This window comes from Streptomyces sp. NPDC046862 (genome assembly GCF_040704615.1).
Classification (GTDB): domain Bacteria; phylum Actinomycetota; class Actinomycetes; order Streptomycetales; family Streptomycetaceae; genus Streptomyces.
Map to the genome: position 1 here is coordinate 33,603 of NZ_JBEYXP010000007.1, position 14,520 is coordinate 48,122.

14 protein-coding genes are annotated in these 14,520 nt (G+C 71.6%); 2 read left to right on the plus strand and 12 right to left on the minus strand.

Features of this window, described 5'->3' with window-relative positions; translation table 11 throughout:
* Positions 1 to 124 precede the first annotated feature (124 nt).
* Positions 125 to 2,647: an ATP-dependent Clp protease ATP-binding subunit gene (locus AB0959_RS09565; protein WP_366825758.1), complete on the minus strand. Its 2,523-nt coding sequence runs from the start codon at positions 2,645 to 2,647 to the stop codon at positions 125 to 127.
* 430 nt (positions 2,648 to 3,077) lie between these two features.
* Between AB0959_RS09565 and AB0959_RS09570 the strand changes: the two genes are divergently transcribed.
* On the plus strand, positions 3,078 to 3,818 hold the full coding sequence (locus AB0959_RS09570) for an SCO3374 family protein (RefSeq protein ID WP_366825759.1): 741 nt from the start codon (positions 3,078 to 3,080) through the stop codon (positions 3,816 to 3,818).
* Here AB0959_RS09570 and AB0959_RS09575 read toward each other — a convergent pair.
* From AB0959_RS09575 to AB0959_RS09620, 10 genes are all read right to left on the minus strand, one after another.
* Complete coding sequence (locus AB0959_RS09575) at positions 3,797 to 4,132, minus strand: Lsr2 family protein (protein ID WP_366825760.1); 336 nt, start codon at positions 4,130 to 4,132, stop codon at positions 3,797 to 3,799. The genes AB0959_RS09570 and AB0959_RS09575 overlap by 22 nt on opposite strands.
* Positions 4,133 to 4,411: 279 nt before the next feature.
* Complete coding sequence (locus AB0959_RS09580) at positions 4,412 to 4,957, minus strand: amino-acid N-acetyltransferase (RefSeq protein ID WP_366825761.1); 546 nt, start codon at positions 4,955 to 4,957, stop codon at positions 4,412 to 4,414.
* Positions 4,958 to 4,966: 9 nt separating this feature from the next.
* The gene (locus tag AB0959_RS09585; protein WP_366825762.1) at positions 4,967 to 5,461 is read right to left on the minus strand and encodes a BlaI/MecI/CopY family transcriptional regulator; all 495 of its coding nucleotides are present in this window, start codon (positions 5,459 to 5,461) and stop codon (positions 4,967 to 4,969) included.
* A 133-nt stretch (positions 5,462 to 5,594) separates the two neighbouring features.
* The gene (locus AB0959_RS09590) at positions 5,595 to 5,777 is read right to left on the minus strand and encodes a hypothetical protein (RefSeq protein WP_366825763.1); all 183 of its coding nucleotides are present in this window, start codon (positions 5,775 to 5,777) and stop codon (positions 5,595 to 5,597) included.
* 97 nt (positions 5,778 to 5,874) lie between these two features.
* Positions 5,875 to 6,588, minus strand: a complete 714-nt coding sequence (locus AB0959_RS09595) for a hypothetical protein (RefSeq protein WP_366825971.1) — start codon at positions 6,586 to 6,588, stop codon at positions 5,875 to 5,877.
* A 303-nt stretch (positions 6,589 to 6,891) separates the two neighbouring features.
* Positions 6,892 to 7,689, minus strand: a complete 798-nt coding sequence (locus AB0959_RS09600) for a type III pantothenate kinase (protein ID WP_366825764.1) — start codon at positions 7,687 to 7,689, stop codon at positions 6,892 to 6,894.
* A gap of 15 nt (positions 7,690 to 7,704) precedes the next feature.
* Positions 7,705 to 8,697 (minus strand): carboxylating nicotinate-nucleotide diphosphorylase, encoded by a 993-nt coding sequence (nadC, locus tag AB0959_RS09605; protein ID WP_366825765.1) that lies wholly within the window; start codon positions 8,695 to 8,697, stop codon positions 7,705 to 7,707.
* 7 nt (positions 8,698 to 8,704) lie between these two features.
* Positions 8,705 to 10,537, minus strand: coding sequence for an L-aspartate oxidase (locus AB0959_RS09610; protein WP_366825766.1), 1,833 nt, complete (start codon positions 10,535 to 10,537; stop codon positions 8,705 to 8,707).
* Complete coding sequence (panC, locus tag AB0959_RS09615; protein ID WP_366825767.1) at positions 10,534 to 11,535, minus strand: pantoate--beta-alanine ligase; 1,002 nt, start codon at positions 11,533 to 11,535, stop codon at positions 10,534 to 10,536. The genes AB0959_RS09610 and panC overlap by 4 nt, the downstream gene beginning before the upstream one ends.
* Positions 11,536 to 11,563: 28 nt before the next feature.
* Complete coding sequence (locus AB0959_RS09620; protein WP_366825768.1) at positions 11,564 to 12,496, minus strand: DUF2520 domain-containing protein; 933 nt, start codon at positions 12,494 to 12,496, stop codon at positions 11,564 to 11,566.
* Positions 12,497 to 12,666: 170 nt separating this feature from the next.
* Here AB0959_RS09620 and AB0959_RS09625 point away from each other — a divergent pair, with 170 nt between their 5' ends.
* A complete protein-coding gene (locus AB0959_RS09625) occupies positions 12,667 to 13,860 on the plus strand; it encodes a beta-eliminating lyase-related protein (protein ID WP_366825769.1) in 1,194 nt (397 codons plus the stop codon).
* Here AB0959_RS09625 and AB0959_RS09630 read toward each other — a convergent pair.
* Positions 13,835 to 14,062: a hypothetical protein gene (locus tag AB0959_RS09630; protein WP_366825770.1), complete on the minus strand. Its 228-nt coding sequence runs from the start codon at positions 14,060 to 14,062 to the stop codon at positions 13,835 to 13,837. The two genes, AB0959_RS09625 and AB0959_RS09630, sit on opposite strands and share 26 nt — an antisense overlap.
* Positions 14,063 to 14,520: the final 458 nt, after the last annotated feature.

Sequence of the window (14,520 nt, forward strand, 5' to 3'; positions counted from 1 at the left end):
AGCACGGCGTCGCCCTGTTCTTCGCCGGCTGTCCTGAGCGAGCGGTTCGCCGGCGCACGCGAAGGGGGCCGGTGCCCTCAGGCACCGGCCCCCTTCTTCGTTCTGCGCGTACCGCCCGGAGGGCTTACGCCTCCTTGCTCAGGTTCGGGCCGCCGCCCGCCGCCTGCTCGATCGGCGGGACGTCCGGCAGGGCCGACTTCTCCTCACCGCGGAAGGTGAAGGTCTTGGCGTCGCCCTCGCCCTCCGTGTCCACGACCACGATGTGGCCCGGACGGAGCTCGCCGAAGAGGATCTTCTCCGACAGGCTGTCCTCGATCTCGCGCTGGATGGTGCGGCGCAGCGGCCGGGCGCCCAGCACGGGGTCGTAACCCTTCTTGGACAGCAGCTCCTTGGCGGCCTGGGAGAGCTCGATGCCCATGTCCCGGTCCTTCAGGCGCTCGTCCACCTTGCCGACCATCAGGTCGACGATCTTGAGGATGTCCTCCTGCGTCAGCTGCGGGAAGACGACCACGTCGTCGACACGGTTGAGGAACTCGGGGCGGAAGTGCTGCTTGAGCTCGTCCGACACCTTGTTCTTCATGCGCTCGTAGTTGGACTTCTTGTCACCCGAGGCCGCGAAGCCCAGGTTGAAGCCCTTGGAGATGTCCCGGGTGCCGAGGTTGGTCGTCATGATGATGACCGTGTTCTTGAAGTCCACGACCCGGCCCTGGGAGTCGGTCAGGCGACCGTCCTCCAGGATCTGCAGCAGCGAGTTGAAGATGTCCGGGTGGGCCTTCTCGACCTCGTCGAACAGGACGACCGAGAACGGCTTGCGGCGCACCTTCTCCGTCAGCTGGCCGCCCTCTTCGTAGCCCACGTAGCCGGGGGGCGAACCGAACAGACGCGACACCGTGTGCTTCTCGCTGAACTCCGACATGTCGAGGGAGATCAGCGCGTCCTCGTCACCGAAGAGGAACTCCGCGAGGGCCTTGGAGAGTTCGGTCTTACCGACACCGGACGGGCCGGCGAAGATGAACGAACCACCGGGACGCTTGGGGTCCTTCAGACCGGCGCGTGTACGACGGATCGCCTTCGACAGCGCCTTGACGGCGTCGACCTGGCCGATGACCCGCTTGTGGAGCTCGTCCTCCATGCGGAGCAGGCGGCTGGACTCCTCCTCGGTCAGCTTGAAGACCGGGATGCCCGTGGCCGTGGCGAGGACCTCGGCGATCAGCTCGCCGTCGACCTCGGCGACGACGTCCATGTCGCCGGCCTTCCACTCCTTCTCCCGCTTGGCCTTGGCGGCGAGGAGCTGCTTCTCCTTGTCGCGCAGGGAGGCGGCCTTCTCGAAGTCCTGCGAGTCGATCGCGGACTCCTTGTCGCGGCGGACGCCGGCGATCTTCTCGTCGAACTCGCGGAGGTCCGGCGGAGCCGTCATCCGGCGGATGCGCATCCGGGAGCCCGCCTCGTCGATCAGGTCGATCGCCTTGTCGGGCAGGAAGCGGTCCGAGATGTAACGGTCGGCCAGGGTGGCCGCCTGGACCAGCGCCTCATCCGTGATGGAGACGCGGTGGTGCGCCTCGTACCGGTCGCGCAGACCCTTGAGGATCTCGATGGTGTGCGGGAGCGAGGGCTCGGCGACCTGGATGGGCTGGAAGCGGCGCTCCAGGGCCGCGTCCTTCTCCAGGTGCTTGCGGTACTCGTCCAGCGTGGTGGCACCGATGGTCTGCAGCTCACCGCGGGCCAGCATCGGCTTCAGGATCGAAGCCGCGTCGATGGCGCCCTCGGCGGCACCCGCACCGACCAGCGTGTGCAGCTCGTCGATGAACAGGATGATGTCGCCGCGGGTGCGGATCTCCTTGAGGACCTTCTTCAGGCGCTCCTCGAAGTCACCGCGGTAGCGGGAGCCGGCGACCAGCGCGCCGAGGTCCAGGGTGTAGAGGTGCTTGTCCTTGAGGGTCTCGGGCACCTCGCCCTTGACGATGGCCTGGGCGAGGCCCTCGACGACGGCGGTCTTGCCGACGCCGGGCTCACCGATCAGGACCGGGTTGTTCTTGGTACGGCGGGACAGCACCTGCATGACCCGCTCGATCTCCTTCTCGCGCCCGATGACCGGGTCGAGCTTGGACTCACGAGCGGCCTGGGTGAGGTTCCGGCCGAACTGGTCGAGGACCAGGGACGTCGAGGGGGTGCCCTCGGCAGGCCCGCCGGCGGTGGCGGTCTCCTTGCCCTGGTAGCCGGAGAGCAGCTGGATGACCTGCTGCCGCACCCGGTTGAGGTCTGCGCCCAGCTTGACCAGGACCTGGGCGGCGACGCCCTCGCCCTCACGGATCAGGCCGAGCAGGATGTGCTCCGTGCCGATGTAGTTGTGGCCCAGCTGAAGGGCCTCGCGGAGCGACAGCTCCAGGACCTTCTTGGCACGTGGGGTGAAGGGGATGTGGCCGGAGGGGGCCTGCTGGCCCTGGCCGATGATCTCCTCCACCTGCTGGCGGACAGCCTCAAGCGAGATCCCGAGGCTCTCCAGGGCCTTAGCGGCGACACCCTCACCCTCGTGGATCAGGCCCAGGAGGATGTGCTCGGTGCCGATGTAGTTGTGGTTGAGCATCCGGGCTTCTTCCTGAGCCAGGACGACAACCCGCCGCGCGCGGTCGGTGAACCTCTCGAACATCGTTAATCGCTCCTCAGAGCGGTCAGGCAGTGAGGGGACGCTCCCCTCGCTGTCCTTCCGCAGCTTAGTCCCGCAAGCGGGGACCGCTCATTCCAACTGCCGACACCGTCCTTGGCCTCCTGACCCCGAACGCCGACATCTGCTCCAACCCGATGGTGCGAGACGATGTTCCCGCAGGCCAGGTGGTTAGCCTCACCATCAGTACGCCGATGGCGAACGCGAGACCGCCTTTTCTGCGTGTCGCCCCCTCCCACTAGGGATGTCTTACCCGCACGCACTGACACTCCATGCCCTGCGCACCGGTTCCCTCCGCTACGGGCGAACATCCTTGCGTCGCCGCACTCCCCCGGACGCCCCCGTTTCCACCACCCTGTGTGCATAATCCACCACCCAAAGTAACTCGGGCGCCCTTTGCGCGGTTGTTCCTGACATGGCATCCATCGTCCCCCTCCCTCGCTGTCCGCTCGACTCGAGCGACCGGGTGCGGGAGTGGTACGAGAGCGGGCTCGGCTGGGCCACGCTGCCCGGAGCGCCGGTACGTATCAGTACGGGGCTGCGCTTCGATGTGCTCGACGTTCCCGCGGAGGCGGGGTTCGCGGCGCTGCGGCATCTGGCCCCGGATACTCCGGTGACGCTGCGCGGAGAGCGCGTGGGGCTGCTGGTGGCCGCGGGCAGCGCGGACGAACTGCCGGGGCTGCTCGACTGGCTCGACTGGGGCCGCCTGGAGCTGAGCCTCATCGCTGTCGGAAGGGGCGGCCACATCGAGGCTCCTCGGCCCTGGCCGCACGGCGCCTGGCCTGACGGGCCCCGGTCCGGCCGTGCGGGACGTCACATCGAGGTCCCCTCGTCCCGGCCCGTCCGGGGTGGGCGCGCCTCGGCCGTGGAGCGCCCGACCGTTCCGGGCGCGCGTCAGTCCTCGCTCTCCGGCCCCGCGGACACGGGGGCACCGCTCCGGCCGTCGTCAACGGACGGTGCCGGTCCACAGGGGGCCGCCGTATGGCTGCGGCCCCCCGAGCCGGGGTGCGAGGTGGAGCCGTCGCTGCCGACGCTGTCCGCGCTGGGGGGTGGAGGGTCCGCCCCTGACCTCGTACGACTGGTGGACACGGTGGCGACACAGTGCCACCGGATCCGGCTGCGACGCCTGAGTGCTCAGGCGTTCGCCTTCTCGTAGGCCTCGCGAATGGACGCGGGGACGCGGCCACGGTCGTTGACCTCGTAGCCGTTCTCCTTCGCCCAGGCGCGGATCTGCGCGGTGTCCTGGCTGCCGCCGGCGGCGGCGCGTGCCTTTCCGCGTCCGCCCGAAGCACGACCTCCGGTACGACGCCCGCCCTTCACGTACGGCTCAAGAAGGCCGCGGAGCTTGTCCGCGTTGGATGTCGTGAGATCGATTTCGTACGTCTTGCCGTCCAGCGCGAACGTCACGGTCTCGTCCGCCTCGCCACCGTCGAGGTCGTCGACAAGAAGGACCTGAACCTTCTGTGCCACCGGATTTCCTTTCATCGATAACTTGAGGGCCGAGGATCCGCGGCCGCAGCCGCTGTTTCGAGTCCCCTGTTATATGCAGTACTGCAGTACGTCGGAAAGCAAACCGCTTTTCCTTGAAAAACACAAACCCCTGGGAGAGGCCCACGGACCCCGGGAAGACCGGAAACGTACGCGTTTCGGACATAGGGAACCTGGGCAAGGCGCATCCGCCGGAATACTCCTTGGCGATCCCCGCCGATCCCCGCCGATCCTGCCCATCGTTGTGCGGATCCCCGGCGATCACAGATGCAGAAGCATCCGGCTGTTGCCCAAGGTGTTCGGTTTCACTCGTTCGAGACCGAGGAACTCCGCCACGCCCTCGTCATAGGAACGCAGCAGCTCCGCGTAGACATCGCGGTCGACCGGCGTCTCACCGATCTCCACGAAGCCGTGCTTCGCGAAGAACTCGACTTCGAAGGTCAGACAGAAAACCCGGCGAACACCCAGCCAGCGGGCGGTGTGCAGCAACTTCCGCAGCAACTGGTGACCGACGCCCAGCCCCTTGGCCTCGGGGTTCACCGCGAGAGTGCGGACTTCCGCGAGGTCTTCCCACATGACGTGCAGCGCGCCGCACCCGACCACCTGTGCGTTGTCATCGCGTTCCGCGACCCAGAACTCCTGGATGTCCTCGTAAAGCGTCACCGTCGCTTTGTCGAGCAGGATGCCCCGGCGGACGTACGCGTCAAGCAGGCTGCGCACGTGCGGGACATCGCTGGTCCTGGCCCGCCGGACGGTGATGGCTTTCGCGGTGACTTCGGGACTCTCTGCTGGACTCTCTGCTGGCATGACCGGACGCTATCGTCCGGTGTCACCCTGTGCCGAGGCGGGGTTCTCATCAGGACCATCGGCGGGTGCGGCTGTTTCGTCCGACGATTCGTCACCCGATTCGGCAGCGGTATCGGCCGGAGCAGCGGTGGTTTCGCCCGGGTCGGGGCCCTGCGCGATACGGACGGCGTCGCGGAGCGCCTGTCGCTGTTCCTCGCTCATCATGCCGAAGAAGGCGACGAGAGCGGCCGCGGGGTTGTCGCTCTGCGACCAGGCGTCGTTCATCAGAGCGGCCGCGTACGCGGCGCGGGTGGAGACCGCCTCATATCGATAGGCGCGGCCTTCGGCTTCGCGGCGCACCCAGCCCTTCTGATGGAGATTGTCCAGAACGGTCATCACGGTGGTGTATGCGATGGACCGTTCCTGCTGAAGGTCTTCCAGGACTTCTCGAACGGTCACCGGGCGGTTCCACTTCCACACCCGCGTCATGACCGCGTCTTCGAGTTCTCCCAATGGCCGAGGCACAACTCAACAGCATACTGAGACAAGTTGCACAAGGGGTACAAAAAGGGCGTACGACTCACAACATGGATGAGTCGTACGCCGATGGAGGCGTCGGCGCGGGGTGAGTCCGCTCGGCCCCGGGTTCCGGTGGGGCTCAGCCCTGGACGTCGTCCTTGGCGACCTGCCGGGTGCCCTCCGCGCGGGCGAGGGCGGCGTCGACCGCCGCGTCCTCCTTGGCCTTGTTGGCGCCGCCCTGGGACTTCACCATCGTCACGATCACGCCGATGAAGAACACGGCCATCACTACCGGGGGCACGAGCGCGGAGACGTAGTCCATGTGTCCAGAGTAGCCAGGGGCTGTCCGGTAGCTCCCGGTCGGGGGTGGGATCCGCCGGACCCGGTGGCGGGGCGTCCCGGACGGCGTGCGGGCAGGCTCAGCCCGCGGCGAGCCGCTGCTGCTCGCCGCCCCCGGGGTTCGCCGGTGGACCGGGCTTGCGCTTGGGCGGGAAGACCTCGCCAGGGGTCGGGATGGGGCGGCGACTGGGGCTCGGCGCCTTGGGCTGGGGCTGGGGCGAGGGAGCCGGCTTCTCGGCGGGCTGTGCCGGGCGGGCGGGCCGCGCGGGGCGGGCGGGCTGCCGGGCGGGCTTGTCCCCGGGGCGCTTGGCGGGCTCCTGTGCGGCGGTGCGCGTGTGCGTGCCGCGGGAGAGGCCTCCGGGGAGGGCGGTGAGTCGGGTGCGGGAGGCCGGGACGGTGGCGGCCGGGGTGGAGCCCGCGTGGCGGGGCTCGGCGCCCTGCTGCGCGGGGACGCCGCAGTGGTCCAGGCACCGGTCCAGGAGAGCGGCCGCGGTGGGGTTGCCGCGCAGGGCGCGCAGGGCGGCGAGGTCGTCCGTGGTGGGCCGGTGGCCCGCGCCCAGGGCGTCGTCCAGGAGCGCGAGGTAGCCCGTCGCGGTGCCGGGGAGCGCGGCACGGTAGCGGGCGAGGTCGGCCAGCAGGAAGGCCCTCAGCCGGGTGCCCTCGCGGGCGGTCTCGTCGACGGACCGGGCGAGCCGAAGGCAGTCCTGGACGTCCTGCGCGGTGGCGGAGGCTGGGTTGAGGGCGAGGGCGAGAGCTCGGCGGAGCACACGCAGCTCCTCCGTGCCGAACGCCATGGCGCCGCGGGATCCGTGGGGCGTGGGCATGTATCGACGATACGCGCTAATCAGACAAAAGCGGCAGCGCAAGGGTGCGTGGCGTGGGGACCACTCGGGTGGGTGCGGTACGCCTGCGGCGCGCTAGGGGGGTGGGGGGTGTTTGGAGTGGGTGGGTTGGTTGGGTGCGGGTGGGGGTGGGTGGGGGCTTGTCGCGCAGTTCCCCGCGCCCCTGAAAAACCGGGCAGTCCCCCGCGGTCCTGAAAACCAGCCCCGCCCGGCGAGACAAACGCCCCGCACCCCCGCCGCGCGCCACCCGCCGCCTCACATCCGCGACACGTTCCTCTCGTACACCAACCGCAACCCGATCAGCGTCAGCCACGGCTCGTGTTCGTCGATCACGGACGCCTCGCCGAGGACCATGGGCGCCAGCCCACCCGTGGCGATGACCGTGACGTCGTCGGGATCGTCCGCGAGCTCGCGGGCCATGCGGCCGACCACGCCGTCCACCTGCCCCGCGAAGCCGTAGACGATGCCGGCCTGCATGGCCTCGACCGTGTTCTTGCCGATCACCGCGCGCGGACGGGCCAGTTCGATCTTGCGGAGCTGCGCCCCGCGCACCCCCAGCGCCTCGACCGAGATCTCGATGCCCGGCGCGATCACCCCGCCCGCGTACTCACCGCGCGCCGACACCGCGTCGAACGTCGTCGCCGTACCGAAGTCGACCACGATCGCCGGCCCGCCGTAGAGCTCGACGGCGGCCACCGCGTTGATGATGCGGTCCGCGCCGACCTCCTTGGGGTTGTCCATGAGGATCGGTACGCCCGTCTTGATGCCGGGTTCGACCAGCACCGCGGGTACGTCGCCGTAGTACCGGCGCGTGACCTCCCGCAGCTCGTGCAGCACGGACGGCACCGTGGAGCAGATCGCGATCCCGTCGATGCCGTCGCCCAGCTCGTCCCCGAGGAGGGGGTGCATCCCCATGAGGCCCTGGAGGAGGACCGCCAGCTCGTCGGCGGTGCGGCGCGCGTCCGTGGAGATGCGCCAGTGTTCGACGATGTCCTCGCCGTCGAACAGACCGAGAACGGTGTGTGTGTTGCCTACGTCGATCGTCAGCAGCATGGCCCGTACCCGCTCCTACTCCGCCGCTCGCAGGTCCAGGCCGATGTCCAGGATGGGCGAGGAGTGCGTGAGGGCCCCGACCGCCAGGTAGTCGACGCCCGTGTCCGCGTACGCCTTCGCGTTCTCCAGCGTGAGGCGGCCCGACGCCTCCAGCATCGCGCGGCCGCCGACGATGGCCACCGCCTCCTCGCACTCGAGGGGCGTGAAGTTGTCCAGCAGGATCAGGTCAGCGCCCGCGTCGACGACCTCGCGCAGCTGGTGCAACGTGTCGACCTCGACCTCGATCGGCACGTCCGGGAACTCCTCCCGGACCGCCTTGAAGGCCTGCGCGACGCCGCCCGCGGCGACCACGTGGTTGTCCTTGACGAGGGCAGCGTCCGACAGCGACATGCGGTGGTTGACGCCGCCGCCGCAGCGCACCGCGAACTTCTCCAGCGCCCGCAGCCCCGGGGTGGTCTTCCTGGTGTCCCTGACCTTCGCCTTCGTGCCCTCCAAAGCGTCCGTCCACGCGCGCGTGGCCGTCGCGATGCCCGACAGGCGGCACAGCAGGTTGAGCGCGCTGCGCTCGGCCGTGAGGAGGTCGCGGGTGCGGGTCGTGACCGACAGGAGCTTCTGTCCCGCCTCCACCCGGTCGCCGTCGTCCACGTGGCGCTCGACCTCGAACTCGTCCGTGCACACCACCGAGACGACCGCCTCGGCGACCCTCAGGCCCGCCACGACGCCGGCCTCGCGCGCGGTGAAGTCGGCGGTGGCGCGGGCCTCCTCGGGGATGGTGGCGACGGTGGTGACGTCGACGCCGTTGTCGAGGTCCTCCTGGATCGCCACGTTGGCGATGTCCTCGACCTCAAGGGGGTCGAGCCCGGCGTCGGCGAGGAGCTCGGCGAGCGCGGGGTCGAGACCGCACTCCATGTAGGTCTCCAGCCCGTCCGCGTCGGGGTCCATGCCGCAGGCGCAGCCGTCGCCGCAGCCGCCGCTCTGGGCGAGGGGAAGGTCGTCGGGGGTACTCACTTGAACGTCACTGCTCCTGGGGAAGGCGCTCGGGCCGGTGCGTGGGGGTGGCCCCGGCTCGATCGGGGTCGAGCGGGGCGGGGGCGGTCGGGGGGAAGTCTGGGGTGTCCGTGGTGCGCAGGGCCAGTGCGCGGTCGGGATTCAGCCGTACGACGACGTGGCGGCGCCAGTGGGTGTCGTCCCGGTCGGCGTGGTCCTCGCGCCAGTGGCAGCCACGGGTCTCCTCGCGCAGCCGTGCGGCGGCGACCAGGACGCGGGCCACGCACAGCAGGTTGGTGGTCTCCCAGGTGTCGACGCCGGGCTCGGCCGTCTTGCCGTTCTCGTCGAGGGCGTCGCGGGCGTCGGTGTGCAGCTGGTCGAGGGCCGCGGCCGCGGCCGCCAGGGACGCCGCCGAGCGCAGGACGCCCGCGCCCTCCGTCATGATCCGCTGGATCGCGAACCGTGCCTCCGGCTCCAGCAGCGGGTGCTCGGGCTTCTCGCGGTACGGGACGGGCTGCGGCACGCGCGCGTGGAGGCCGTCGGCCGCCCGGCTCGCGGCGATGTCGGCGGCGATGCGCTCGGCGTAGACGAGGCCCTCCAGGAGGGAGTTCGAGGCGAGCCGGTTGGCGCCGTGGACGCCCGTGCAGGCGACCTCACCGCAGGCGTACAGGCCCGGTACGGTCGTCCGCCCCTGTGAGTCCGTGCGGACGCCCCCGGAGGCGTAGTGGGCGGCCGGGGCGACCGGGACGGGTTCGGTGACCGGGTCGATGCCGTGGGCGCGGCAGGCGGCGAGGATCGTCGGGAAGCGGTGCTCCCACATCTCGGCGCCGAAGTGCCGGGCGTCCAGGTACATGTGCTCGGCGCCCTGCTCCAGCATGCGGCGCGTGATGCCCTTGGCGACGATGTCCCGGGGGGCGAGTTCGGCCAGTTCGTGCTGCCCGACCATGAAGCGTGTGCCGTCCGCGTCGACCAGGTGGGCGCCCTCGCCCCGTACCGCCTCGGAGACGAGCGGCTGCTGGCCCTCCGCCTCGGAGCCGAGGAAGAGCACCGTGGGGTGGAACTGCACGAACTCCAGGTCGCTGACCTCGGCGCCCGCGCGCAGGGCGAGCGCCACGCCATCGCCCGTGGACACGGACGGGTTGGTGGTCGCCGAGTAGACCTGGCCCATGCCGCCGGTCGCGAGGACCACGGCGGGCGCGTGCACGGCGCCGACGCCGTCGTGCTGGCCCTCGCCCATGACGTGCAGGGTGACACCCGCGGTACGGCCGTCGGCGTCGGTCAACAGGTCCAGGACGAGCGCGTTCTCGATGGTGCGCAGTCCGCGCGCCCGTGTGCCTGGTGTGCTTGACGGCATTGCTTCGCTGACGGCCTCGACGAGCGCCCGGGAGATCTCCGCGCCTGTCGCGTCGCCGCCCGCGTGCGCGATGCGGCGGCGGTGGTGGCCGCCCTCGCGGGTCAGCTCCAGTTCTCCTTCGGAGGACTCGTCGAAGTGCGCCCCCGTCTCTATGAGGCGGCGGACGGCGTCGGGGCCCTCGGTGACGAGGAGGCGGACGGCGTCCTCGTCGCACAGGCCCGCGCCCGCGACCAGTGTGTCGTCCAGGTGCTGCTCGGGGGTGTCGCCCTCGCCGAGGGCCGCCGCTATGCCGCCCTGCGCCCAGCGGGTGGAGCCGTCGTCGAGGCGGGCCTTGGTGACGACGACGGTGTGCAGGCCGGCGGCCTCGCAGCGCAGGGCCGCGGTCAGGCCGGCGACCCCGGAGCCGACGACCACGACGTCCGCGGTGATGGCCCAGCCGGGAGCGGGGGCGTGCAGTCGTATGCCCGTGCTGGTCGTCCCTGTGGTGTTCGTGCCTGTGTCGGTCACGAGGCGGCTCCGAAGGTGAGGGGGAGATTGTCGATCAGCCGGGTCGTCCCGACCCGGGCGGCGACGGCGAGGACGGCTTCACCGGTGAAGCCGTCGGAGATCTCGGTGAAGTCGGAGGGGTCGACCAGGGCCAGGTAGTCGAGTTCCAGCGGCGGCTTCAGGCGTGCGGCGTCGTCGAGGACGAGGCGGGCGGCCGACCGGACGTCGGCGGGGCCGGACGTGGTGGCCGGGGCGGCCTTCGCGACGGCGTGCGCGTCGGCGGCGGCGCGGGACTCGCCGAGAGCGCTGAGGGCCTCCGCACGCGCGCGCGTGGCGGGCACCTCCCGGGCCCGCGCGCGCAGCGCCTCCTGGGCGGCGTGCCGGTCGCGCCCCGCGAACAGGGCCTGCGAGAGCGTGAGGGCCGTACGGCGCTCGGTGACGGACAGGTAGCGGTTGCGGCTGGACAGGGCCAGGCCGTCCTCCTCGCGGACGGTCGGCACGCCGACGATCTCCACGCCGAAGTTCAGGTCGCGCGCCATGCGGCGGATCAGGGCGAGCTGCTGGGCGTCCTTCTGCCCGTAGAGGGCCACGTCGGGCCGGGTGAGGTGCAGCAGCTTGGCGACGACGGTGAGCATGCCGTCGAAGTGCCCGGGCCGCGAGGCGCCCTCCAGGCGCTCCCCCATGGGGCCCGCGGAGATCCGCACCTGGGGCTCGCCGCCCGGGTACACCTCGTCCACGGAGGGGGCGAACACGGCGTCGGCGCCCGCCTGTTCGGCGATCTTGAGGTCGGCGTCGAGGGTGCGCGGGTAGCGGTCGAGGTCCTCGCCCTTGCCGAACTGCAGGGGGTTCACGAAGACGGTGACGACCACCTCGCCGTCCCGGCCGGCGATCTCGCGCGCGGTGCGGACCAGCGTGGCGTGGCCCTCGTGCAGCGCTCCCATGGTCATCACGACGGCACGGCGGCCCACGCGCGCGCGGGCGTGCAGTTCACCGGCGGTGCGCAGCAGGGTGGCGGTCATCGGGCGTCTCCGTTCCCGGTCGCGCTCGTCATCGGGCGTCCCCTTCGGTCCCGTCGGCGGTCCCGTTGGCGAGTACCCCGAGAAGGTCCTCCGCGAGTTCCGGCTTGAGCAGGCCGTGGGCGAGCGCGCGGTCGGCGGTCGCGCGCGCCATCGCCAGGTAGCCGGCGACGGCCTGGGGGGCGTGCTCGCGCAGCTCGGCGACGTGCGCGGCGACCGTGCCCGCGTCACCGCGCGCGACGGGGCCGGTGAGGGCCGCGTCGCCGGAGCGCAGGGCGTTGTCGAGGGCGGCGCCCAGCAGCGGTCCGAGCATGCGGTCGGGGGCCTCGACGCCCGCCGTGCGCAGCAGCTCCATCGACTGGGCGACCAGGGTCACCAGGTGGTTGGCACCCAGGGCGAGGGCCGCGTGGTACAGCGGCCGGGCGGACTCGGCGATCCACTCGGGCTCTCCGCCCATCTCGATCACCAGCGCCTCGGCGGCCAGCCGCAGCTCCTCGGGAGCGGTGACCCCGAAGGAGCATCCGGCGAGCCTCTGCACGTCAACAGGGGTGCCGGTGAACGTCATCGCCGGGTGCAGCGCCAGCGGGAGCGCCCCGGCCCGCAGCGCGGGGTCCAGCACGCTCGCGCCGTACCGCCCCGAGGTGTGCACGAGCAGCTGTCCCGGCCGGACGGCCCCGGTCTCGGCGAGCCCCTCCACGAGTCCCGGCAGGGCGTCGTCCGGCACGGTCAGCAGCACCAGCTCGGCGCGGTCCAGGACGTCGGCCGGGGGCACCAGCGGCACGTCGGGCAGCAGGGCCCCGGCCCGCCGTTTCGAGGCGTCGGAGACCCCGGAGACGGCCACCGGGCGATGTCCCGCGAGCTGCAGCGACGCCGCCAGCGCGGGCCCGACCCGGCCCGCTCCGACGACGCCCACGGTGAGCCGCGCGGGGCGGTCCTTGGGGTCTGGTTGCTGGAATGTCGTCACTCGCTGGTGGCCTTCCCGTTCCAGTCCGCTCTGGGTACCGGACGATTTCTCGTCATGTTAACGCGATTGGTTCGAGGGGCGTTCGGTTGTCCACAGGCTGTGGGTTTCCACACGCGGTGCGGGGGCGCAATGGGGGTGCCCCACGTGGAGGCGCGCGACATCATCCGAGGGTGAGCGAAGAGACGAACGAGACGGAGACCGAGCAGTCACCGGCGCTGAGGCGGTACGCGCGGCGGAAGGCCGCTCTTCGGGCGGCTGAGCGGGTGCTGGAGCGTCCGGCGTTCCTGGGGACGATCCGCGAGCGGCTGGCGCTGCTGCAGGAGGAGGCGCCGGGGCTGTACGACCTGGACGAGCCGTCGGACATCTACGGCAACGGGATCGTCGAGGCCCTGGAGGAGCGGGTCGCCGGGCTGCTCGGCAAGGAGGCCGCCGTCGTCTTCCCGACGGGCACGATGGCCCAGCAGGTCGCGCTGCGCGTGTGGGCGGCCCGCACCGGCGACCCTGCCGTGGCGCTGCACGCGCTGGCCCATCCCGAGGTGCACGAACGCAAGGCGTTCAGCGAGGTCAGCGGACTGCGCCCGGTGCGGGTGACGCGCGAGCCGCGGCTGCCGACCGCCGACGAAGTACGCGACTTCGAGGAACCCTTCGGCTCCCTGATGCTCGAACTGCCCCTTAGAGACGCCGGTTTCGTGCTGCCCACCTGGGAGGAACTCTCCGAGGTCGTGGCCGCCGCCCACGAGCGCGACGCGGTGGTGCACTTCGACGGGGCCCGGCTGTGGGAGACCACCGTCCACTTCGGCCGGCCCCTGGAGGAGATCGCGGGCCTCGCGGACAGCGTCTACGTGTCGCTCTACAAGTCGCTCGGCGGCTTCGGCGGCGCGGCGCTCGCGGGCCCCCAGTGGCTCGCCGACGAGGCGAAGGCGTGGCGGCACCGGTACGGCGGCCAGGTCTTCCAGCAGTTCCCGACCGTGCTGTCGGCGCTGGCCGGGCTGGAACGGGAGCTGCCCCGGCTGCCGGAGTACGTGACCCACGCGCGCGTGGTCGCCGCGGCGCTCCGCGAGGGGTTCGCCGCGGCCGGGGTGCCCTGGGCGCGCGTCCACCCGGAGCAGCCGCACACCCACGAGTTCCAGGTCTGGCTGCCGTACGACGCCGACGTCCTCTCCGAGGCCGCGATCCGGCAGGGCGAGCAGACGAGGACCCTCCTGTTCGCGGGCGTCTGGGATCCGGGCGGACCGGGGCTGTCGTACACCGAGGTCGCCGTGCGGGCGGACGGGCTGGAGTGGACCGCGGAGGACGTGAAGGAGGCGGTGGCGGAGTTCGTGGCCCGGCTGCGGGAGGTCACCGGGGAGGCGGGCGGCGCGTAGGGCGTGTCGCCCACAGGAGCCGCACCAGCGCGGACCGTACGCGCCGCCGAGCCGGGCGGCCCGCCACGACCGCGCGGAAGCGCCGCTGGTCGTGCAGTTCCCGCACGACCTCCCAGTCGTGGACACCCGGCGCCGGCGGGACGGGCTCGCCGCGGCGCTGGGCGCGGTAGATGTCGAGGATGTGCTGCTCGGTAATGCTCATGGCGTACCGCCTCTCGGGGCAGGGACGAGCCCCGAATCGCTCGTCTCGGGCACGGGCAGGGAGAGGGCTGGGGCTCGGGCTGGGGCTGGGGTTGGGGCTGGGTTGGCTGGGGGCAGGGACACGGGCAGGACCGGCCGGTCGGTGCCCGTGCGGCCACGGACCGGCCGGTACGGCGGCGGACCGGCCGGTACGGCGGCGGACCGGCCGGTACGGCGGCGGACCGGCGCCGCGCGGCACGGGTCGGTGCTCGGGCGGCAGCGGTTGCCGGTCGGGGTGCGGGCGGCCGGGCCGTCTGCCACGGTCGGGCTTTGGCCCGGCCCCCCGCGGTCGGGCTTCAGCCCGGCCCTTCACGGTCGAGCTTCCGACCCTGTCCGCCGCGGTCGAGCTTCAGCCCGGCCCCCTCACTGCCGACCTTCCGACCCTGTCCGCCGCGGTCGAGCTTCAGGCCCGGTCCGCCC